The sequence below is a fragment of the Saccharopolyspora sp. NFXS83 genome (assembly GCF_026241095.1).
In the GTDB taxonomy this organism is placed as follows: domain Bacteria; phylum Actinomycetota; class Actinomycetes; order Mycobacteriales; family Pseudonocardiaceae; genus Saccharopolyspora_C.
In genome coordinates, this window is the sequence record NZ_JAPFGB010000028.1 from 45,826 (window position 1) to 66,235 (window position 20,410).

General features: G+C 71.5%; 20 protein-coding genes. 15 read left to right on the forward strand and 5 right to left on the reverse strand.

Features of this window, described 5'->3' with window-relative positions; all coding sequences use genetic code 11:
* The first annotated feature begins 45 nt into the window (after window positions 1-45).
* A complete protein-coding gene (locus OOZ19_RS24540; protein WP_266092519.1) occupies window positions 46-660 on the forward strand; it encodes a hypothetical protein in 615 nt (204 codons plus the stop codon).
* 388 nt (window positions 661-1,048) lie between these two features.
* Here the strand turns inward: OOZ19_RS24540 and OOZ19_RS24545 are convergent, their stop codons facing one another.
* Both OOZ19_RS24545 and OOZ19_RS24550 read right to left on the reverse strand, forming a co-directional pair.
* Window positions 1,049-1,585, reverse strand: coding sequence for a hypothetical protein (locus OOZ19_RS24545; RefSeq protein WP_266092520.1), 537 nt, complete (start codon window positions 1,583-1,585; stop codon window positions 1,049-1,051).
* A 46-nt stretch (window positions 1,586-1,631) separates the two neighbouring features.
* Complete coding sequence (locus tag OOZ19_RS24550; protein WP_266092521.1) at window positions 1,632-2,003, reverse strand: DoxX family protein; 372 nt, start codon at window positions 2,001-2,003, stop codon at window positions 1,632-1,634.
* A gap of 225 nt (window positions 2,004-2,228) precedes the next feature.
* Here OOZ19_RS24550 and OOZ19_RS24555 point away from each other — a divergent pair, with 225 nt between their 5' ends.
* Window positions 2,229-3,287, forward strand: a complete 1,059-nt coding sequence (locus OOZ19_RS24555; protein ID WP_266092548.1) for a potassium channel family protein — start codon at window positions 2,229-2,231, stop codon at window positions 3,285-3,287.
* A gap of 77 nt (window positions 3,288-3,364) precedes the next feature.
* Window positions 3,365-3,793: a hypothetical protein gene (locus OOZ19_RS24560; RefSeq protein WP_266092522.1), complete on the forward strand. Its 429-nt coding sequence runs from the start codon at window positions 3,365-3,367 to the stop codon at window positions 3,791-3,793.
* Window positions 3,794-3,995: 202 nt separating this feature from the next.
* Here the strand turns inward: OOZ19_RS24560 and OOZ19_RS24565 are convergent, their stop codons facing one another.
* On the reverse strand, window positions 3,996-5,210 hold the full coding sequence (locus OOZ19_RS24565; protein WP_266092523.1) for a neutral zinc metallopeptidase: 1,215 nt from the start codon (window positions 5,208-5,210) through the stop codon (window positions 3,996-3,998).
* A gap of 209 nt (window positions 5,211-5,419) precedes the next feature.
* On the opposite strand from OOZ19_RS24565, the gene OOZ19_RS24570 reads away from it, so the two are divergent.
* The 12 genes from OOZ19_RS24570 (at window position 5,420) to OOZ19_RS24625 (ending at window position 18,463) form a co-directional block, all read left to right on the forward strand.
* A complete protein-coding gene (locus tag OOZ19_RS24570) occupies window positions 5,420-7,114 on the forward strand; it encodes a DUF2207 domain-containing protein (protein WP_266092524.1) in 1,695 nt (564 codons plus the stop codon).
* Window positions 7,115-7,165: 51 nt separating this feature from the next.
* Window positions 7,166-7,579, forward strand: coding sequence for a hypothetical protein (locus tag OOZ19_RS24575; protein WP_266092525.1), 414 nt, complete (start codon window positions 7,166-7,168; stop codon window positions 7,577-7,579).
* The gene (locus OOZ19_RS24580) at window positions 7,576-8,115 is read left to right on the forward strand and encodes a DUF3558 family protein (protein ID WP_266092526.1); all 540 of its coding nucleotides are present in this window, start codon (window positions 7,576-7,578) and stop codon (window positions 8,113-8,115) included. Before OOZ19_RS24575 ends, OOZ19_RS24580 begins: the two co-directional genes overlap by 4 nt.
* 12 nt (window positions 8,116-8,127) lie before the next feature.
* Window positions 8,128-9,489 carry a PPE domain-containing protein gene (locus OOZ19_RS24585; RefSeq protein WP_266092527.1) on the forward strand — a complete coding sequence of 454 codons (1,362 nt, stop codon included), beginning with the start codon at window positions 8,128-8,130 and terminating at the stop codon, window positions 9,487-9,489.
* Between the two features lie 85 nt (window positions 9,490-9,574).
* Window positions 9,575-10,399 carry an ESX secretion-associated protein EspG gene (locus OOZ19_RS24590; RefSeq protein ID WP_266092528.1) on the forward strand — a complete coding sequence of 275 codons (825 nt, stop codon included), beginning with the start codon at window positions 9,575-9,577 and terminating at the stop codon, window positions 10,397-10,399.
* 269 nt (window positions 10,400-10,668) lie between these two features.
* Window positions 10,669-11,985, forward strand: a complete 1,317-nt coding sequence (locus OOZ19_RS24595) for a M16 family metallopeptidase (RefSeq protein WP_266092529.1) — start codon at window positions 10,669-10,671, stop codon at window positions 11,983-11,985.
* On the forward strand, window positions 11,982-13,349 hold the full coding sequence (locus OOZ19_RS24600; protein ID WP_266092530.1) for a M16 family metallopeptidase: 1,368 nt from the start codon (window positions 11,982-11,984) through the stop codon (window positions 13,347-13,349). The genes OOZ19_RS24595 and OOZ19_RS24600 overlap by 4 nt, the downstream gene beginning before the upstream one ends.
* Complete coding sequence (gene nudC / locus OOZ19_RS24605) at window positions 13,346-14,275, forward strand: NAD(+) diphosphatase (RefSeq protein ID WP_266092531.1); 930 nt, start codon at window positions 13,346-13,348, stop codon at window positions 14,273-14,275. The genes OOZ19_RS24600 and nudC overlap by 4 nt, the downstream gene beginning before the upstream one ends.
* A 118-nt stretch (window positions 14,276-14,393) precedes the next feature.
* Window positions 14,394-16,481: an ATP-dependent DNA helicase UvrD2 gene (locus tag OOZ19_RS24610; protein ID WP_266092532.1), complete on the forward strand. Its 2,088-nt coding sequence runs from the start codon at window positions 14,394-14,396 to the stop codon at window positions 16,479-16,481.
* Between the two features lie 499 nt (window positions 16,482-16,980).
* The gene (locus OOZ19_RS24615) at window positions 16,981-17,322 is read left to right on the forward strand and encodes a WhiB family transcriptional regulator (RefSeq protein ID WP_266092533.1); all 342 of its coding nucleotides are present in this window, start codon (window positions 16,981-16,983) and stop codon (window positions 17,320-17,322) included.
* 44 nt (window positions 17,323-17,366) lie between these two features.
* On the forward strand, window positions 17,367-17,591 hold the full coding sequence (locus OOZ19_RS24620) for a hypothetical protein (protein WP_266092534.1): 225 nt from the start codon (window positions 17,367-17,369) through the stop codon (window positions 17,589-17,591).
* A gap of 11 nt (window positions 17,592-17,602) precedes the next feature.
* Window positions 17,603-18,463, forward strand: coding sequence for a class I SAM-dependent methyltransferase (locus OOZ19_RS24625; protein WP_266092535.1), 861 nt, complete (start codon window positions 17,603-17,605; stop codon window positions 18,461-18,463).
* Window positions 18,464-18,494: 31 nt separating this feature from the next.
* Here OOZ19_RS24625 and OOZ19_RS24630 read toward each other — a convergent pair whose 3' ends face one another.
* Both OOZ19_RS24630 and OOZ19_RS24635 read right to left on the reverse strand, forming a co-directional pair.
* Window positions 18,495-19,823 carry an ABC1 kinase family protein gene (locus OOZ19_RS24630; protein ID WP_266092536.1) on the reverse strand — a complete coding sequence of 443 codons (1,329 nt, stop codon included), beginning with the start codon at window positions 19,821-19,823 and terminating at the stop codon, window positions 18,495-18,497.
* A gap of 244 nt (window positions 19,824-20,067) precedes the next feature.
* Window positions 20,068-20,217, reverse strand: coding sequence for a DUF5679 domain-containing protein (locus OOZ19_RS24635; RefSeq protein WP_184477094.1), 150 nt, complete (start codon window positions 20,215-20,217; stop codon window positions 20,068-20,070).
* Window positions 20,218-20,410 lie beyond the last annotated feature (193 nt).

Consider the following 20,410-nt stretch of genomic DNA (forward strand, 5'->3'; position numbering starts at 1 on the left):
GGTGGATCTTGTGGTCGCCCGTTCGGACGCATGACGATGCTCGGGATGGAGCAGAACACGGAGTGGAAACTCAACACCCCGCCCGAGGCCGAGGTGCTCGTCGACACCGACGTGCTGTCGCTGCGGGCGCCGCTGGTCCGGGTGCACCGCGACGACTCGGGCACCTGGTCGTTCAGCGGCCCGGAAGGCGAAACCCGGCCCACCAAGCGCACCATGCTCAGCGCCGTCGTCGGAGCCTGGCCGCACGTGGCCGCGCTGTCCGACCTGGACGTGGGCGCCGGCGTCGTGTGGTCCTGGGCGAAGCACGGCTGGGCCGGTGAGTTCGAGTGCCGCTGCGGCAACTGCGACCAGCCCGTCGCCGCTGACCTGGACCGGCGCACCTGGCCGCCGGACCTGCACCCCAACACCCTGATCAGCGTGGAGAAGACCACGCTGTCCGGACAGGTGCCGCTCACCGACATCCTGTCCACGCCAGGCGGAATCGCGTTCCTCGGCCCCGGAGACCACCGCCGCACCAGCGAACTGATGACCCCGGTCGCCGTGGCCAACGTGATCCGCCGCTGGCCGCACACCATGCAGGCGCTGCGGGCGGCGAAGGAAGGCCGAGGACTCGGCTGGAACCCCCACGGCATGAACTGGCACGAGTACGTTCTGGCTTGAGCGCTGGGATCGTTCTGCTTTGGTGGTCGGCTTTGGAGCTTTGCTCGGCTTGGGGTGGGGTGTCGGGTTGTAAGGCCTTCCCCGGCTTGGGTGTGTGGTTGCTGTGGTGCGGTGGAAGGTCGGGTTTACTGACTGCTTTCGCGGCTCGTTCCGCTCTGGTGTCCGGGTGGCGGAACCTCAGCGTCCTTCTCGCTGCGGGATCTTTTTCCCGAGTGGCTCCGGCACGAGGGAAAAGCTGTCCTCGCGAGAAGGACGCTGAGAACCCGCGGGTGAGCGGCTTTTCGACGTGGGCTGTGCGCTGGCGCGCACACAGGCACGGCCTTCGGCCGCAAGGAGTCGGTTTTGCCGCGCTGACTCGGGTGAGATGGGTGTGCCGCTGTGGTGCCGATCAGGCCGTGGGGTTCTCGGCGAGCTCGGGGTCTCGTTGGAGGACCAGGGAGTACAGGACCTCTTGCAGCCAGCGGCCGAAGAGGGAAGCGCCGAACTCGGAGGAGCGGTCCTCCGGGGGGAGCAGCACTTCGGACGGTTCCGCGCCGTGGTCGGCCACGACGCCGATTCCGTAGTAGTCCAGTTCGGTCATCGGCCACGGGCGGTACGGGTGGCCGCGCGGCAGCACCACGCTGCACGGCGCCAGCGTCATCAGGTTCCCGCAGGCGCGCAGGCCGTACTTCGCCTTCCGCACCGGGACGAGGATGCCCACCACGTCGACCGCGGCGAGCGGCAGGTGGTCGTGCATGGACGGCTGCGACCAAGACCGGAACCACAGCGGATCGTCCTCAGGGGCCCAGCCGTGCTCGCGGCGCCACAGGTGCACGTCGCGCCGAACTCGGGTGACGGCGGCGAAACGGGTTCCGAGCACCTCGACGTGCGGGACCAGGAGTCCCTTCCAGTCGAGAGCGTCGGCGGCGTGCTCAAGCTGCTGCACTGGGAAATGGTAAACCGGCCGCCCCGCCGCGGACTACGTCCGGTGGCTATTTCGTTGCGGTGGAGCGAACTCGCCACGCCCACGCGATCAACGGCAGCTGCAACGGCAACCGGCCGTAGGCGATGGCCCGCTGCGGCAGCGGTTTCCGCCGGTAATCCAGCGCCATCTGCACGTTCGCCGGGAACACGCCGACGAACAGCCCGGCGGTGAGCAGGCCGCCGAAGCGGCGCCACCGCGGATGCGCCACCGCCGCCGCGCAACCGAGCTCGGCGACACCGGAGACGTAGGTCCAGGTGCGGGCCGAACCGGGCAGCTGCTTCGGGACGATGCTGTCGAACGGCTTCGGCTTCGCGAAGTGCAGCACGCCCGCGGTGGCGAGGACGCCGGCGAGCAGGGGCGCTGAACGGGGGAAGGACATGCGCCGCAGCGTTGCACGATGCGGTACCGGGCGGCAATGGCCGGGTGACGCGCGCGGTACGGGAGGGCTTGCGGTGCGCCGCCGCCCGAGCGGGTTATGTTCAGCGTCGTCGTCAGCACGCTCAGCCGGAATCGGGGGAATCGTGTCCCAAGGCGCGAAAACCGGAGGATCGCCGTGGTGAGCGGGCGCGGCCCGAGCCGGGCGAGCCACCTGATCGGCGGGCGAATGCGGAACCCGATCACGGAACGGCTCACCGACCGCCCGGACCACACGCTGGTCGGCGTGATCCGGATGCCGGAAGTCACGATCAGCCCGGTGCGCTCCATCGTGCGCCGGATCATCGGCGCCGGGCTGGCGCTGGCGGCCACCGTGGCCATCGTCTACGTCGGCCGCGACGGCTACCGGGACACCGCGGGCGGCGAGCTGAGCCTGCTCGACGTGGTCTACTACGCCACGGTGTCGCTGTCGACGACCGGATACGGCGACATCACCCCGGTCAGCCCGCTCGCCCGGCTGGTGAACGTCCTGGTCATCACCCCGCTGCGGGTGCTGTTCCTGATCGTGCTGGTCGGCACCACGCTCGAAGTGCTCACGGAACGCTCCCGGCAGGCACTGAAGATCCAACGCTGGAGGACGAAGGTGCGCGACCACGTGGTCGTCATCGGTTACGGGACGAAGGGCCGCTCGGCGGTCACCGCGCTGCTCGGCGACGGTGCCGACCCGCAGCGGATCGTCGTCGTGGACACCGATCACGCGGCGCTGGAAACGGCGTCCTCCCTGGGACTGGTCACCGTCAACGGATCCGGCACCCGCTCCGACGTGCTGCGCGTCGCAGGTGCGACGCGGGCGCGCGCCATCGTGGTCGCACCGGCCCGCGACGACACCGCCGTGCTCGTCACGCTGACCGCGCGGGAACTGGCGCCGAAGGCGCAGCTGGTGGCCGCGGTGCGGGAAGCCGAGAACGTGCACCTGCTGCGCCAGTCCGGCGCCGACTCCGTGGTGGTCTCCAGCGAGACCGCGGGCCGGTTGCTGGGGATGGCGACCACCACGCCCTCCGTGGTGGAGATGTTCGAGGACCTGCTCACCCCGGACGTGGGCCTGGCGATAGCGGAGCGGGAGGTCGACCCGAAGGAGGTCGGCGGCTCGCCCCGGCACCTGCCGGACATCGTGCTCGGCGTCGTGCGCGCCGGTGAGCTGTACCGGGTGGACGCCCCGGAGGCCGACGCGATCGAGGTCGGCGACCGGCTGCTCTACGTCAAGAAGGTCACCCCGGCCGAGTCCTGACTCCGGCGGAGAACCGCCCGTCACGGCGAAACCTCGGGCCATGGAAGCCTTTTCCGGCGTTCTGGGACCATTGCGGTGTGAGGCGACGAGGCGGTTCGGCATCGGTGGCGCTGATCCTGGTGGCGCTCGGTCTGCTCGGGGTCATAGTGGTGGCGCTGTCCTGGTGGCGGCTGCCGAACATCGGTTCCACGGACGGCGCGGTGCGCTCCGCCACGGCGAAGGTGATCGAGTCGGCGCCGTGCGGCCCGTCCGCGGGCGGCGACCTGGTGGAGGTCCGGATCGACGGCGAGGTGCGGCAGTTGCGATTGGACGGCTGCGGTCACACCGCGGGCCAGACCATGCAGGTGCAGATCCCGGCCGGCGGCGGAGAACACGCCGTCCGGGCGGGCGAGTCCGACGACAGCGGTGGCCTGCACTCCAGGGCGAGCTGGGTCCTGTGCACCCTCGCCGCGATAGCGGGAGGCGGCTACGCCCTGCTGATCACCCGCCCCCGCGCGTTGAGCTGATCACCCGCTCGTCGGCGACCTTCCGGCCCCGTCGCGGTGCCACGGTGGGCGCACCCGGCGGATCACGTTCCAGCGGACGGTTGGAACTCCGCGCCCTCGCCGCCGGTACCCGCGGGCGCGGCCCGGTCCTGGAAACCGCCAGGGGGACGCCCGATCCCGCGCGCGACGGCTCCGGTCACCACCGCGGGCCCGGAGCAGGAGGTCAGTCCACCTGGTCCGGCGTGGCGATCCAGGTGTTGCACTCGGTGACGCGGTTCTTGTAGAAGCCCTGGTCGATCCACGCCGTGTTGGTGGCGATGCTGCCGTGGTCGGGCTGGGCGTTGTACTCGTCCCCGCGACCGCGCGAATCGGTGAGCGCGGCGAAGATGATGTCGTTGTGCACGCCGCCGTTCTGCAGCGAGGCCAACGCCATCCCCTCGTAGCAGGTCGCCTGCAACTCCGAGCGCCGCGTGAGTTCGAGCCCGACGGGGCTGGTGCCGTTCGCGTCGTAGGACGCCGCCGTGTAGGCCTGGTTGATGCCGCTCATGCTCTGCACGGCGTGCCCGAACTCGTGCGCGAACTGGCCGAGGAAGACACCGGCGTCGGTGCGCCCCTCCTTGTCGGCGTAGTAGCGCGCCGTCATGTAGATCGTGTTGTTGCCGGGGCAGAACATGGCCGTCTGGTCCCAGGTCCGGGTGCCGCAGGGGCTCTCGACGGTGCCGTCGATGGTGAGCACGGACGGCATCCGCACCGGCAGGTTGGCCTCCCGCAGCGCGGGCGCCCACATCGCCATCAGGCAGGGCAGCGCGGCTTCGTAGAACGCCGCCTGCGCGGCCGTGTCGGTGGCGAACCGCGGCAGCGGGCAGGGCGTGTTCACGGCGCCGTTGCCGGGGATGTTGATCGGGTTGTCGCCGAGCGCGGCGACGGGCCGGGCGGCCGGCGCGTACCCGCTGCTCGGGGCCGTGGTGGGCGCGGCGCTCGACGAAGGGGTGGAGCTCGGCTCGCTCGACGTGGTCGGCGCGGCCGAGGTCCGCGAATCGTTGGCCGAACCGTCGCCGGTCTCGTGCACCGGGGTCTCGTAGTCGGACGCGTCGGTGCCGGACCGCGTCAGCGCGCTCACGCCGACGGTGCCCGCGCCGAGCAGGAACAACCCGGTGATCACCAAGGCGACGATCACTCCGGGGGCGGTCCTGCGAGGCTTCGGCGGCGGAGCCTGCGGGGGATCGTAGCCCTGCTGCCACGGTGGCGGTCCCCACTGCGGTGGCTGGGCCGGCGGCGGCAGCTGCGGGGGCAGGTAGTGCGGCTGTTCCTGGCCCGCCTGCCGCGGAGCCTGGTACCGGGCCGGAGCCTGGTGTTGCGGCAGCGGTTGCGACGCTGGTGGCGGGCCGACCGGACGCTCACCCCACGGGGGTTGCGACTGCGGTGGTTGCTGCGTCATTGACCGATCTCCCGGCTTCACCGACGACTGGAGCGCACCGAGCTTAGCGGTGCCGGGACCGGGGTTGGTCCACCGATCAGTCCACATCGGAGGTGCGGGCGACCACCTGCCGCACCGGAAGTCCACAGCCCGCCCGTCATCGGTGACCGCCCTCCGGTGTTGTCCTGACGCGGGCCGAAGCTTAGCCAGGCCCGGCTATCGTTCGGGCCGTGTTGCGGAAACCGGCCCTCGTCGTCCTGCTGCTCGCGGTGGCCGCGCTGATCGGCCTCCCCGCGACCGGCCGGTCCGCACCTGGAGCCGCGCATCCGCTACCGGCCCGGCCGGTGAACGTGCTCCCCGGCACCGTCTCCACCGACGTGCACGTCAAGCTGCAACGGGACGGCGGGCTCACCGTCACCGAACGGATCACCGTTCCGGCCGGTCCGCCCGTGCGCCGGGCGATTCCGCTGCGGCAGCGCACCGGCGACGGAACCGACCGCGTCTTCGCGCTCACCGACGTCCGCGTCGACGGCGGCGAGATCGAGATCGGGCCGGACGCCGCCCGGATGACCCTGCTCCCCGGCGAGGTGGCGTTCGACTACACCGTGCGCGGTGCCGTAGCCGAAGCCGGAGACCTGCAGGAGATCCGCTGGCAGCTCTCCGGGGGCTGGGACCTGCCGGTGGACCGGGTGTCGGCGTCGTTGCTCGCCCCGCAGGTGCCGCAGGACATCACCTGCCTCGCCGGGCCGGTCGGCGGCCACGAGCGCTGCGACCGCTTCGAGATCGGGCGCACCCGGCAGGTGCAGGTCCTGCAGTTCGGGCTCGCGGCGGGCGAACGGATGGACCTGTCGATGCGGGTGCCCGCCGGTGCCGTGCCGTCGAACGCGGTGACCGAACGGCGCTTCGACCCGGTCTACGCGTTCTCGCTGACACCCGAGACCGGCGCGGGCCTGGCGGGCGTGGCACTGCTGCTGATCGGCGGTATCGGCGTCCTCTGGCGCTTCCGGGGGCGCGACCACCGGGCGTCGGCCGCCGCGACCGGGCCCGTCGAGGTCCTGCTGACCAGAGCGGACGGCACCACGGCCTTCGCGTCGCCGGACGGCGTGCTGCCCGGCCAGATCGGCACCGTCGCCGACGAACGGGTCGACCTCGTCGACGTCGCCGCCACCGTCGTCGACCTGGCGGTGCGCAACTACCTCGGGATCGAGGAACTGGACGGGGACTGGCGCATCGTGCGCCGCAACGCCCCGGACCCCGGGTTGCGCGAGTACGAACGCGCCGTGCACGACCTGCTCGTCGGCGACCGGGAGCAGGTGCTGGTCTCGGAGCTCGCGGGCCGCAACCTCGCGCCGGTGCGCGAAGCGCTGTACGCGGAGGTCGTCGCCCACGACTGGTTCACCCGCAGGCCCGACGCCGAACGCAACCGCTTCTGGTGGGGCGGCGTCGGACTCGCGGCGGCGGGAGCGCTGCTCACGGTGCTGCTGGCGCTCACCGGGCCGCTCGGCCTGCTCGGCGTGGCCGTGGTCCTCGGCGGAGTGGCGCTGACCTCCGCCGCTCGCCTCATGCCCGCGCGAACGGCGCGGGGGAGCGTGCTGGTCGGGCAGATCCACGGCCTGCGCGACCACCTGCGCGACGTGCCCGTGGCGGAGATCCCGGACGCCGACCGGGACACGGTGTTCTCCCGGTCGCTGCCGTACGCGCTGGTGCTCGGGGAGGCCGAGCGGTGGCTGGCCAAGTTCACCCCGCTCGCCCCCGACGGCACGCCCGGCCCGCACTGGTACGCCGAACGCGGCGCGCCCTCGGACTTCGCTCGCTTCCGGGAGGCCTTCCCGGCGTTCGCGACGACGCTGTGCGCCGCGCTCGGAGCGCGGCGGGGTTCGTCGGGTTCGCCCGAACCGGAGACCGATGCCGTGGCGTCGCGCTAAAGTGATCGACGTTCGTCGGGGGAGATCAGTGGAGTCCAGAGGGGCCTGGGGATGACGAGTGCGGATGCCGGCGGGTTCGCGGCGGCGAAGGAAGGTCTGAAGGCGGTCAGCGCCCAGACCCAGTCGATCAACCAGTCGGTCGGCGCGGGCATGCTGTCCCTGGACCCGGAGGTCGCGGAAAAGGCCGCGAAGCGCGTCGAGGAGGAAATCGAAGCGCTCCAGGGGTTGTACAAGAGCGCAGAGTCTTTGCGCAGCGTAAAGGGCTTGGGGGATTACCCCGATGGTCAACAACTGGCGAAGCGCTTCCAAGACAAGGCCGCTGATGGCGATGCCGGTGCGCTCAAGCTGATTCGTGATCTTCAGGACGAGTTGCAGAAGCAGGCTGAGGCGTTCCGCGGTGCAGCTCGGGACTACCGTGCCATGGACGAACAGAACGCCGACGATCTCAGGCGAGGTATGCAGTGAGGAAGTATTCCCGGTCCCTGATCGCAGTGGCCTCCGGACTTGCGCTGTTCGGGCTCTCATCTTGTGCACTCGGCGATTCGAGTCCGGGTGGGGAAGGTGCTTCGCCGACTTCTGCGGCTCAAGGCGCCGGCTTGGAAAGCTTTGATCCGTGCACCTTCTTTAAGTCTGATGAGCTGATCTCGTTCGGCGTGTCCACTGAGGCTCAGGATTTCACTCAAGTGAGTTTTCAGCCTGGCTGCACGTGGAACGGCGAGAAACAGGACATCGCTTTGCAGAAGAACGCCGATGAGACCGTCGAAAGTCTCGAAAAGGGCGGTTCGTTCGACGAGTACACGCGAATCAACGTTGCTGGTCGCGATGCTGCGCGGATGATCGTTTCCGGTGCCACCGGGCAGGGAAGCTGCATTACCGTTGTGTCGGCCGGTGACGGGATCGTGTTGTATCAACTCGTCGGCTACATGCGTGACTCCGTCGCCGACCCGTGCGGTGATCTGGAAAAGATCGCAAATCAGACCGCGTCGCGTTTGCCAGCTTGATCTGGGGGAATCATGGGGCTTTTCGACACGATCGACAACGCGGGCTCGCGGGTCTTCGGCTACGAGAGCGCCGCTGAAGAGCAGCGCAAGGAGCACGGCGAAGAGGCGAACCGGATCGCGCAGCGGCAGCAGGCGCAGCTGGCGCAGCAGAACTCCGGGATGAACGTCAACGGTTACGACTCGCCCGCGATCACGCAGTGCGTGAACTGGTCCGGGTTCGACCACGCGCAGATCTTCCAGACGAACGAGGACTCGATCGACCAGGGCAAGGTCGCCGAGGTGGCGCAGGCCTGGACCGAGTTCGCCAAGTCGCTGCGCGAGCGGGGCGAGAACTACGGCAAGGACCTGCAGCAGATCGTCGAGGGCGGCTGGCAGGGCGAAGCGGCCGACAGTGCGAAGGAGGTCGGCAAGCCCGCGTCCGAGTGGATGAAGGCCAGCGCGGACGCCTTCGAGGTCACCGGCAACAACCTCAACGCCGCCGGTGAGGCCGCGGGGCAGGCGCGCAAGCTCGTCGACAAGCCCGAGGGTTTCAGCGTGGGCTCCACCGTCGCGTCCGCCATCCCGTTCGGGGCTGCCGGAGCCGGCGTGAACGCGCTCTCCCAGATGGAGGAGCAGGAGCAGGCGGAGAAGGCCGCGCAGGAGACGATGGGCCGCGTCTACAGCCCGACGCTCACGCAGGTCGACGCGAAGATGCCGCAGTACACGGCGCCGGACGGCAGCACGAAGGAGCCGCCACCGGCGACTCCGCCGCCCGGCACCGACTGGGGCGGTGGCCCCGGTGCGGGCGGTCTCGGCAACGGGCCGGGATCCGGGATCGGTGGTGGCGCGGGCTCGGGCCTTCCGGGTGGTGGCTACGGCGGTTCCGGACTTCCGGGCGGTGGTTACGGCAGCGGTTCCGGCGGGCCGGGCAGCGGTCTCGGCGGCGTGCCCACCACGCCTTCCGGCAGCGGTAGCCAGTGGGCCGGGCAGCCCGGTGGGCCCGGTTCCGGCGGGCTTCCCGGCGTGGGCGGCCCCGGTGCGGGTGGCGCCGGTGGCGGTGCGGGCGCTGGTGCCGGACTCGGCGGCATGGCCGGTGGTCTCGCAGGTGGTGCCGGTGGAGCCGGTGCGGGCGGCCTGGGCCGTGGCGCCGGTGGCGTCGGCGCGGGCGGACGAGCCGGGATCGGCGGTGCCGGTGCGGGTGCGGCCGGTGGCGGTGCCGGCGCGCGCGGCGCCGGTGCCGGCCGAGGCGGCATGGGCGGCGGCATGGGCGGTGCCGGTCAGCGCGGCCAGCAGGGCGAGGACGCCGAGCACGAGCGCCCGTCCTGGCTGGAGGAGCACGACGACATCTGGATGAACGACATGCCGAAGACCGCCCCGCCGGTGCTGGGCGAGTGATTCACCGCCGACCGGCATCGGGGGCCGGTCGGCCACGGGACCGGTCGGCGGTTCGGCATCTGCACTTCACAGGGGAGAGAACGCAGTGACCGCTTTGGGGTCTTGGCAGTTGCCGCCGGTGCACCTGGACGTGGCGCTCAAGCATCTGCGGATCGACCGGCTGACGTTGCCGCTGACCAGCCGGTCCACCGGGTACACCGCGGAGCAGTTCAGCCGCGTGGCGAAAGCCGAACTGGACCGCATGTACGCGAGCGGCGCGGTCGTGGACGACGAGATCGCGCCCGCGCTCGCCGGTGCGCTCCGGGTGCTCGCCGCGCCGTACCTGTGGGTCGATTCGATCTGGTTCCCGAAGGTCGGCGCCGACCACTGCTGGCGCACGCTCGCCGTGTTCACCGAGGGGAACCGGGTGGTGCTCGGGGTGCAGTCGCCCGGCGAGGACCCGAAGCGCGGCGGCCTGGTCACCGTCGAGGTGCACGAGAACGTGCCGTTGCCGCAGGTCCTGCTGGCCACGCTGCCCCCGGCGCGGGTCGGCGGTCAGGGGCCGGTCCGGGTTCCGCAGGCGTCGTTGCAGCGGCAGCAGCAACCGGACGACTTCGGGCAGGCGAGCATGATGCGCTCCGCCACCGAGGAGCGCGGCAGCACGGGCGACCGGCAGGTCCGGCTCTACGAGGCGATCGGCAACGCTCCGCACCAGCGCATCGGGCAGCTCGCGGCGAACCTGCGCGACCAGTACGGCCGCAGGAGGCGGTCCACGGTCGTGTCCTGGTTCGACAACCTGGAGCCGGACGGCCGGTACTTGAACCGGGTCGAGCGCGGCAGCTCGGGCGAGCAGGTCTTCGCGCTCGTCCCCGCCGATGCGCGCACCATCGGCACCGAGATCGACTCGCTGATCGCGCAGGTCCGCGCGTGATCCGGGGGTGTTCGCCGAACGGCGAACACCCCGCGCGCGTCGCTCACCGCGAGTGCTCGTCCGCGCGACCTCGCGCCACCGAGCTCTGCTCGACGTGGTCGGCCCGGTCTGGTGCGGGGACGCCCGGCCAGGGGCGTGGCCTGCGATGGCGCGCGTCCGCGTCCCCTCCGGCGGGGCGCGGGCGCCGCGGTCGCGGCCCCGAGTGGTGAGCACCGAGCGCAGCGAAGGGGGTACGCACAGCGTTACGTTGCGCACGTAGGCTGCGAGGCATGGTCGAACCCCCACTGCATCGCGTTACCCTGCCGAACGGGCTGCGCGTCGTGCTCGCGCCGGACTCGGCGCGGGGCGCCTCCGGTCAAGCCCCCGTCGTGGGCGTCAGCGTGCACTATGACGTGGGCTTCCGCTCCGAGCCGGAAGGCCGCACCGGATTCGCGCACCTGTTCGAGCACCTCATGTTCCAGGGCAGCGAGAGTCTGGAGAAGCTCGCGCACTTCCGCCACGTCCAAGGCTCCGGCGGCACCTTCAACGGTTCGACGCACCAGGACTACACCGACTACTTCCAGGTGCTGCCCTCGGCGGCGCTGGAGCGGGCGCTGTTCCTGGAAGCCGACCGGATGCGGGCCCCGAAGCTCACCGAGGAGAACCTCCGCAACCAGGTCGACGTGGTGAAGGAGGAGATCCGGCTCAACGTCCTCAACCGCCCCTACGGCGGGTTCCCGTGGATCCTGCTGCCGCCGGTGCTCTACTCCACGTTCGCCAACGCGCACAACGGCTACGGCGACTTCACCGACTTGGAGCAGGCGACCGTCGAGGACTGCGCCGCCTTCTTCGACACCTTCTACGCGCCCGCGAACGCGGTGCTCACCATCGCCGGTGACTTCGACGTGGACCGGGCTACCGAGCTGGTGCACAAGCACTTCGGCGACGTCCCGGCCCGCGAGGTGCGCCCGCGTCCCTCGTTCGCCGAGCCGCTGCCGACCGAGCAGGTCACCGGCGTGCACGCGGACCCGCACGCGCCGCTGCCCGCGATCGCGCTGGGGCACCGGCTGCCGGACCCGGTCGGCGAACTCGACCAGTACCTGGCGAACATCGTGCTGGCCGCGGTGCTCACCGACGGCGACGCCTCCCGGCTGCAGCAGCGGATGGTCTACCAGGACCCGCTGGTCGTCGACGTGCACGCGGGCTGCGGCCTGATGGGCGCGCCGCTGGACGCCCGTGACCCGGACACCTTCACGCTCACCGCGATCCACACGCCCGAGGTGGAGGCGGAGCGCGTCGTCGCCGCCGTCGACGCGGAACTGGAGGCGCTCGCCGCGACCGGGCCCACGGCGGAGGAGCTGTCCCGCGTCACGTCCCGCTGGGCGGCGTCGCTGCACCGCGAACACGACCGCGTCGTCTCCCGCACGCTGGACTTGGGCAGCACCGAGCTGATCCACGGCCGCGCCGAACTCATCTCGGAGCTGCCGAAGCGGATCGCCGAGGTCGGCGCCGAGCAGGTCGCCGCCGCCGCGAAGGCCCTCACCCCGGACTCCCGCGCGACCCTGCGCGTGCAGCCCGACTCGAACTCCGCCGGAGGTGCGGCATGACCCAGGCCCCTCACCGCAGCGCCGAGGAGATCGGCCGCACCGAGACCGGTCCGCGCCCGCTGCCGCCGCTGGGCGAACCCCGCCCGCTGCGCACTCCCGAGGTCGTGGACTCCACGCTGCCCAACGGGTTGCGCCTGATCGCCGCCCGGCACGGCGTGGTCCCGATGGTCGAAGCCCGGCTGCGCATCCCGTTCGCGGGCGAGGACGCGATGCACCCGGCGACCTCCGAGGTGCTCGCCGAGACGATCCTGACCGGCACCGCCGTCCGCGACCGGGTGCAGGTCGACACCGACCTCGCCGCCGTCGGCGGCGAACTGCACGCGGTGGTCGACCCGGAGCGCCTCAGCTTCATCGGCAGCGCGCTCTCCAGCGGGAAGGCAACGCTGCTGGAGGTGCTGGCCGACGCCCTCACCGGCGCCGCCTACACCGCCGACGAGGTCGCCGGTGAGCGGGACCGCCTGGTGGAGCGGCTCGCCGTGGCCCGCTCGCAGCCGCGCGTCATCGCGCGCGAGGAGTTGCAGCGGCACCGCTACGGCGACCACCCGTTCGTCCGCGAGGTCCCGCAGGCCGCCGACGTCGGGCAGGTCACCCCGGATGCCGTCCGCGAACTGCACGCTGGCGCCGTGCTGCCGCGCGGCTCCACGCTGGTGCTCGTCGGCGACTTGGACCCGCACACCATCGTCGACGAGGTGACGCGGGTCCTGGCGCCCTGGGATTCGGCGGTCGCCGCCACCGAGCTGCCGGACCTGCCGGAGCTGCGCGGCGGGGACGTGCGGTTGGTGCACCGCGAGGGTGCCGTGCAGTCGCAGCTGCGGATGTCCGCGCAGGGCCTGCACCGCACCGACGAGCGCTACCCGGCGCTGCAGATCGCGAACCTCGCCTTCGGCGGCTACTTCTCCTCGCGGCTGGTGGAGAACATCCGCGAGGACAAGGGCTACACCTACGGCGCGCACTCGTCGTTCGAGTTCACCCGCGGCAACGGCACGATCCTGGTGGACGCCGACACCGCCAGCGAGGTCACCGCGGCGGCGCTGCTGGAGATGCGCTACGAGTTCGGCCGCATGGCGCTGGTCCCGCCGACCGAGGCGGAGGTCGAATCGGCCCGGCAGTACGCGATCGGCGGGCTGCTGACCTCGACGTCCTCGCAGTCCGGGATGGCGTCGATGCTGCTGACGCTCGCGGTCGCCGGGCTCGACCACCACTGGCTCACCGCGCACCCGGACCGGCTGCGCGCCGTCACCGCGGAGCAGGTCGCGGAGGCGGCGCTGTTCTACGCGCCGACCCGGTTCACCGGTGTCGTGGTGGGCGACGCGGACAAGATCGGCGACCGGCTCGCGGCGCTCGGCGGGGTGGTGCTGCCGTGACGGAGGCGTGGGCGCCGCCGATCGCGGCGGACGGCGGCTTCCTGCTCGACTCGGCGCCGCTGCTGTCCCGGTCCACCGCGGATCGCACCGAACTGCTGCGGGAGGGACCGGTCGCCGAGCTGTGGTCGTCCGCCCGGGTGCTGCTGGTCGACGGCAAGGGCCGCACCCAGATCGGTCCGGACGGGCGCCTCGTCTACGAGGACGCCGCGGTGTTCGGCGAGCAGCCCACGCCGCGCGCGGTGCTGCTGGGAAGCCAGCAGGGCACCGTGTACTGGGCCCTGCGCACCGAGCGCGACGGGTCGCAGGAGGGCTGGCAGGACCTGCGGATCGCGGGCGCGCAGCTCGACGACACCGACGCGGGCCTGCTCACCACCGCGGTCGGGTTGCTCAACTGGCACGACCACGCCCGCTACTGCGCGGCGTGCGGTGCGGCGACGAACCGGGTCAAGGTCGGCTGGGCTCGGCGCTGCTCCGGCTGCGACCGCGAGGAGTACCCGCGCACGGACCCCGCGGTGATCTGCCTGGTCCACGACGGTGCCGACCAGGTGCTGCTGGCCCGCCAGCCGGTGTGGCCACCGGAGAGGTTCTCCGTGCTCGCCGGGTTCGTCGAGGTCGGCGAGTCGCTGGAGGCCTGCGTGCAGCGGGAGGTCGAGGAAGAGGTCGGGGTGCACGCCACCGAGATCCGCTACCTCGGCAGCCAGCCGTGGCCGTTCCCGAGGTCGCTGATGCTGGGGTTCGCCGCGGTGGCGGACCCGGCCACGCCGCTGCGGCCCGCCGACGGCGAGATCGAGGAGGCCCGCTGGGTCTCCCGCGCCGACGTGCAGGCGGCGATGAGCACCGACGACGGCATCATCCCCGGCTTACGGCTGCCGCCGAGCGTCTCCATCGCCCACCGCATGCTCAAGGGCTGGGCCTTTTGGTCCTGAAACCCGCGTCACCCGTGAACGCCCCATCCGCTCTTGAGCGACGGGTGGGGCGTTCGCTCGCGCGGCGCGCGGTGGGGTTGCCGCCGGTGGGGCAGGTGCTTCTGCGAGGATGCCGGGCATGGCCGATCAACCGCGACTGCTGGAAGGACTCGATCCGGAGCAGCGGGCGGCGGTCACCGCGCCACGCGGCCCGGTGTGCGTGCTCGCGGGTGCGGGCACCGGCAAGACCCGGACCATCACGCACCGCATCGCGCACCTGGTCCAGCGCGGGCTCGTCGTTCCGCAGCAGGTCCTGGCGGTGACGTTCACGGCTCGCGCGGCGGGTGAGATGCGCACTCGGTTGCGCGCCCTCGGTGCCGCCGGGGTGCAGGCGCAGACGTTCCACGCCGCCGCGTTCCGGCAGCTGCGCTACTTCTGGCCGCGGGTGCACGACTCGCAGGTGTGGCCGCTGGTGGACAACAAGTTCCGGCTGGTCATGCAGGCCGCGAACCGCGTCGGCCTGTCCACCGAGAAGGAGTCGGTGCGCGACCTGGCAGGCGAGATCGAGTGGTCCAAGTCCTGCCTGATCTCCCCCGACCAGTACGCCACCGCCGCTGCCCGCGCCGGGCGCGACGCGCCGGTGGTCCCGCAGCAGCTCGCGAAGGTCTTCGCCACCTACGAGGAGCTCAAGAACGACGCGCGGATGCTGGACTTCGACGACTTGCTGCTGCACACCGTCGCCATCCTGGAGGAGCACCCGGAGGTCGCCGAGGAGTTCCGCGGTCGCTACCGCTCCTTCGTCGTCGACGAGTACCAGGACGTCAACCCGCTGCAGCAGCGCGTGCTCGACGCGTGGCTCGGGGGCCGCGACGACCTGACCGTGGTCGGCGACGCGAACCAGACCATCTACTCCTTCGCCGGGGCCGCCCCGAAGTGGCTGATCGGGTTCCCGAAGCGCTTCCCGGAGGCGGCCGTGGTGCGCCTGGAGCGGGACTACCGCTCCACGCCGCAGGTCGTGTCGCTGGCGAACCGGGTGATCGGAGCCGCCCGCGAACGTCCCGCGGGCACGCGGCTCAAGCTGATCGGGCAGCGCCCGGACGGCCCGGAACCGGATTTCGCCGAGTACGACCACGAACCCGCCGAGGCGGAGGCCATCGCCCGCAAGATCGCCGCGCTGGCGGGCAAGGGCGTGGCGCTGTCCGAGATCGCGATCCTGTTCCGGGTCAACGCCCAGTCCGAGGTGTACGAGAAGGCGCTGTCCGACGCCGAGATCCCGTACCAGGTGCGCGGTGGTGAGCGGTTCTTCAACCGCCCCGAGGTGCGCCAGGCCGTGGTGGCGCTGCGCACCGCCGCCAACCGGGGCGCCGATCCGGGTGCCGACCTGCCCGCCTCGGTGCGGGCCGTGCTGGCCGAGGTCGGGCTCACCGAGGAACCTCCGGTCGGGGGCTCGGCGCGGGAGCGCTGGGAGTCGCTGATCGCGCTCGTCGAACTCGCCGAGGAGCTCGCGGCCGTCGCCGACGAGGCGGACCTGGCCCGCTACGTCGCCGAGCTGGAGCTGCGCGCCGAGGCCCAGCACCCGCCGACGGTCGAGGGCGTCACGCTCGCTTCGCTGCACTCGGCGAAGGGCCTGGAGTGGGACGCGGTGTTCCTCGCCGGACTCGCCGAGGGCACCATGCCGATCCAGCACGCCGACGACGACGCGGGCATCGAGGAGGAGCGCAGGCTGCTCTACGTCGGTGTCACCCGAGCCCGGGAGCACCTGCACCTGTCCTGGGCGCTGGCGCGGGCCGCCGACGGCCGGCGCTACCGCCGCCGCAGCCGGTTCCTCTACGGGGTGATCCCGGAGCGCCACCCGGCGGCGCTGACCGCGAAGAGCCGCACCCCCGAACCCGGCCCCACCCGCAAGCAGGCCACCCCGCGCTGCCGCAACTGCGAGTCGGTCCTGGTGAGCACGATGGACATCAAGCTGGGCCGCTGCTCCACGTGCCCGTCCGACGTGGACGAGGGCCTGCTGGACCGGTTGCGCGCCTGGCGCGGTGATCGCGCGAAGCAGTTGAAGGTTCCCGCCTACGTGGTGTTCACCGACGCGACGCTCACCGCCATCGCCGAGCAGCGCCCGTCCGACGAGGCGGCCCTGGTCGCGATCTCCGGGATCGGCGCCAGCAAGGTCCGCAGGTTCGGGGAGGACGTGCTGGCGTTGATCCAGCGCGAGCACGACCGGAACTGACGCCGCTGAGCAGGAACTCCGCCCCCATCGGCGGAACTTCGAAAAATCGGTTGCGGCGCGCTTCCGGCGCCTCATAGTCTGCAACAGCGCAAGCCGTGGTGTACGGAACCCGGCGTGATCCGGAGGGGAGGTGGCAGCGATGACCGGCATTCAGAAGCTCGGTACCCCTGGCCACCCCATGTCCGGGGGTATCGCGCTGTTCCGCGGTCGCACAGCGACCCAGCCTGGCTATGAGCGTGTCATCGCTGTGCCGCGTCCGAATGACGCCGGCCTCCCGGTTGATGGCCGTTTCGTGCCGGTTCGCGCGGAGCTTGATCCTTGATCTCCTGACCGAGGACACGCTCCAGGCTCTTCTTCGAGGCCGCGGACCCGCACCAGCCGGGTCCGCGGCCCTTTTCGTATCTCCAACTTCGAGAAGCAGCGCCATCCAACGCATTCCTGGGGAAATACCGATCGTCCGTGCGGGCACGTGCACTGCCCCGAGCAGACAGGAGGAGAGATGTTGACCACCAGCGTCCCGATACAGCCCGAGAGCAGGGCTGTCGACGCAGGATGTGACGGCGCCGTCGGAGCGTTGCTCGACGGCGCCACCGACCGGGCCGACGAGGTTCCCTGCCGGAGGGACCCCGACCTCTGGTTCGCCGAAAGCCCGGGCGACCTGGACCGGGCGAAGAACCTGTGCGGGCAGTGCCCGCTCAAGCAGCGCTGCCTGGACGGCGCGCTGTCCCGTGGCGAGCCCTGGGGGGTGTGGGGCGGCGAGATCTTCGAACGCGGAGCAGTGGTGGCTCGCAAGCGTTCCCGAGGCCGCCCCCGCAAGAACCCCGTACCCGCCGTCGCTTAGGCCATGACCGGCGATCGTCCCGCACGACCGAAGGAGCTAACGACATGAACCGGTTCGACCTCACCCGCATCCACCCCGACGGCTCGAAGGAAGCGATCCGAATGCTGTTGCCAGAGGACATGGCACGTATCCGACAACACGACCTGCTGATCGAGGTGCGCCGCGACCGGCTGGCCCGCCAGGCCACCGCCGGTCGCTGGTGGCGCCGCTTGGCGCGGTACGCGCATCAACGCGCGGACCACGCGGAGGGGGAGATCACCAGGCCGTAAAGTGCACGCTCGTGGCTCACTCGCACGATGGAATCGACTGGGACGCCAAGATCGCACGGTTGCGCGAAGGCGATGAACTGGCCGCCCCGGAGACCGCTGATCTGGTGCGCGACCTGCTCCGCCCGCAGGACCGCACGGTGATCGACATCGGTTCCGGCGCGGGCGGTGCCGCGACCGCGTTCGCGGACGCCATGTGGGACACCGGGGGAACGATCATCCTCGTCGACTCCGCGCCGGAGCTGCTGGCCGCGGCGGCGCGCAACACCGCCGCCACGGCCGGTCCCGACGTCCGGGTGCTCTCGGTGCAGGCCGACGTGGCCCGCGGCGACCTGTCCGCCGTGGGCCAGGCCGACCTGGTCTTCGCCTCGTTCGTGGTGCACCACCTGCCGGATCAGCTCGCGGGCCTGCGGCGGTTGCTGAAGCTGGTGCGGCCCGGCGGGCGGCTCGCCCTGGTCGAGTCCGGCCTGGAACCGCGGGTGCTGCCGTGGGACGTCGGGGTCGGTGAACCCGGCCTGGAGTCGCGGCTCGCGGCGGCGCGGGCCGACTGGTTCCGCGAGATGCGGGCCGAGATGCCGGGCTCGGTCCGGTTGCCGACCGGTTGGGCGCGGGCCATGGCCGACGCAGGTCTCGACGACGTGCTGTCCTGGACGCAACTGGTGGATCGGCCGGCGCCGGTGTCCGGGGCGGCGATGACGGCGGTGCTGCGCAGGCTCGAATGGCTGCGCCGGGGCGCCGAGGGACGAGTCGCCCAGGACGACTTGGACGCCGTCGACGCCCTGCTCGACCCGGCCGGATCGCACTACGCGGGCGACCGGGACGACGTCTACTACCTCCTCGCGCAGACGATCCACGTCGGCACCCGCCGAGCTTGAGCCTGATCTCGGAGGTGGAGGGGCGACCGGCTCAGTCCGCCGCCGGTTCGGGATCGGCGAAGCCCGGCTGCCAGCGGATGATGATCTCCTGGGCCTCGAATTCGGCGTCGAGCTGGCAGAGGATGCCCGTCGCGCCCAGCGTCACGCGGTGGATCAGCAGGTAGTCCGGGGGGAGGTTCAGCGCCCTGCCGGTGCGGAAGTCCGGGCTGCGCAGGTCGCCGACCCGCTCGGCCTGCCGCTGCATCCAGGAGCGGCTGAAGTGGAACCGCGGCTCGCGCACCGGGTCCACGAACGGCCCCAGGTAGGCCAGCACGTCCTCGGCGCGCAGCTCGCTGTCGGTGTGCACGAAGCGTTCGGCGCGCAGCATCTCCAGCAGCTCCTCGGCCCGGTCCTCCACGGCCAGCCGGAGCATCCGCCCCATGTCCGCGGGCAACCCGTCGGGCAGCCGTGCCACCGCGCCGAAGTCCAGCACGATGAGCCTGCCGTCGGGCGCCAGCAAGAAGTTGCCGGGATGAGGGTCGGCGTGCAGCAGCCCGGACCGCTCCGGTGCGGAGAAGTGGAATTCCGCCAGCTTGCGGCCAGCCTCGTCCCGCTGCCGCCGATCACCGTCGGCGATGATCGCGGAGAACGGGGTGCCCTCGACCCACTCGGTGACCATCACCTGCGGTGCGCTGGCGACGACCTTCGGGATCAGCACGTGCTCGTCGCCGTCGAAGGCGGCGGCGAAGGTCCGCTGGTTGTCGGCTTCCGTGCGGTAGTCGAGTTCCTCGACCATCCGGTCCTGCAGCTCGGCGAGCAGCGGCTTGATCTCCGCACCGGGAGCCAGCGACTGGAACAGCCGGGAGAACCGGCTCAGCTGGCGCAGGTCCGAGCGCAGCGCCTCGCCCGCGCCCGGGTACTGGAGCTTGACGGCGACGTCCCGGCCGTCGTGCCACACCGCGCGGTGCACCTGCCCGATGCTGGCCGCGGCGGCCGGAACGTCGTCGAACTCGGCGAAGCGGTCCCGCCAGGTCCGTCCCAGTTGCTGCTCCAGCACCCGCCGCACGCTGTCGGCGGACATCGGGGGAGCGGCGGACTGGAGCTTCGTCAGCGCTTCGCGGTACGGCTCGGCCATCTCGTCGGGCACGGCGGCCTCGAACACGCTGAGCGCTTGGCCGAACTTCATCGCGCCGCCCTTGAGCTGTCCCAGCACCGCGAACAGCTGCTCGGCCGTGCGTGCGGACAGCTCCGCGTTGATCTCGTCGGCGGATCGGCCGCTGAGGCGCTTGCCCCACCCGGCGGCCACCCGCCCCGCGACGCCCAGCGGAAGGCTGGCCAGTTTGGCGGTGCGATGCGCCGCCCGGCGGGGAATGTCGGTCACGAGGGCTCCTTTGCCGCGCGCAGGAGAACCACCCCGGCTCCGAAAGGTTTTCGGATATCCGGGGCCGGAGCACATCGTAGTGGTTCACCGACCGGTTGTGGGACGCCCGAGCGCCGCTGTGGTCGTGTTCGTTCCGAAACTCACTCGTGGTGCGAGCCGCCAGCGAAGCCGGCTACCGGGCGAGACATCACCTCGAGGTGCCGTCGCCCGGTCACCCGAGCCGCGCGAGTTCCGCCTCCGGCCGTCAGGCCTTTCCGAGGATTCGGGTCATGCGAGTGCCGCACACCGGGCAGGTTCCCTTGGCCATCCGGCGTCCGTTGGTCTCCGTGATCTCGCCGGGGAAGTCCCGCTTCTCCCGGCATTTCACGCAGTAGCCGTTGTAGGTCTCGGCCACGGCGTCCTCCTTGGTGTTGTGATCGCTACGGCGCGTGCCCGTTCGGGCTGCGCTGGAGGAACCGTACAGGTGGCCGTATCGATATCACTGCATTCAGCTGATCGCATGTTAGGGGGAATGGCGTAATGCTTTAGGTGATCACGCGCAGTAGGCATGTGGAAAACCGCACTGTCATGTCCTCACGTCGGTACCA

Excerpts from the sequence above, each read along its gene's own strand:
- OOZ19_RS24540 (WP_266092519.1), top strand. The coding sequence starts at position 46 with ATGGAGCAGAACACGGAGTGGAAACTCAACACCCCGCCCGAGGCCGAG.
- OOZ19_RS24550 (WP_266092521.1), bottom strand. The coding sequence starts at position 2,003 with ATGTCCTTCCCCCGTTCAGCGCCCCTGCTCGCCGGCGTCCTCGCCACC.
- OOZ19_RS24555 (WP_266092548.1), top strand. The coding sequence starts at position 2,229 with ATGCGGAACCCGATCACGGAACGGCTCACCGACCGCCCGGACCACACG.
- OOZ19_RS24565 (WP_266092523.1), bottom strand. The coding sequence starts at position 5,210 with ATGACGCAGCAACCACCGCAGTCGCAACCCCCGTGGGGTGAGCGTCCG.
- OOZ19_RS24575 (WP_266092525.1), top strand. The coding sequence starts at position 7,166 with ATGACGAGTGCGGATGCCGGCGGGTTCGCGGCGGCGAAGGAAGGTCTG.
- OOZ19_RS24585 (WP_266092527.1), top strand. The coding sequence starts at position 8,128 with ATGGGGCTTTTCGACACGATCGACAACGCGGGCTCGCGGGTCTTCGGC.
- OOZ19_RS24595 (WP_266092529.1), top strand. The coding sequence starts at position 10,669 with ATGGTCGAACCCCCACTGCATCGCGTTACCCTGCCGAACGGGCTGCGC.
- OOZ19_RS24600 (WP_266092530.1), top strand. The coding sequence starts at position 11,982 with ATGACCCAGGCCCCTCACCGCAGCGCCGAGGAGATCGGCCGCACCGAG.
- OOZ19_RS24610 (WP_266092532.1), top strand. The coding sequence starts at position 14,394 with ATGGCCGATCAACCGCGACTGCTGGAAGGACTCGATCCGGAGCAGCGG.
- OOZ19_RS24615 (WP_266092533.1), top strand. The coding sequence starts at position 16,981 with ATGTTGACCACCAGCGTCCCGATACAGCCCGAGAGCAGGGCTGTCGAC.
- OOZ19_RS24620 (WP_266092534.1), top strand. The coding sequence starts at position 17,367 with ATGAACCGGTTCGACCTCACCCGCATCCACCCCGACGGCTCGAAGGAA.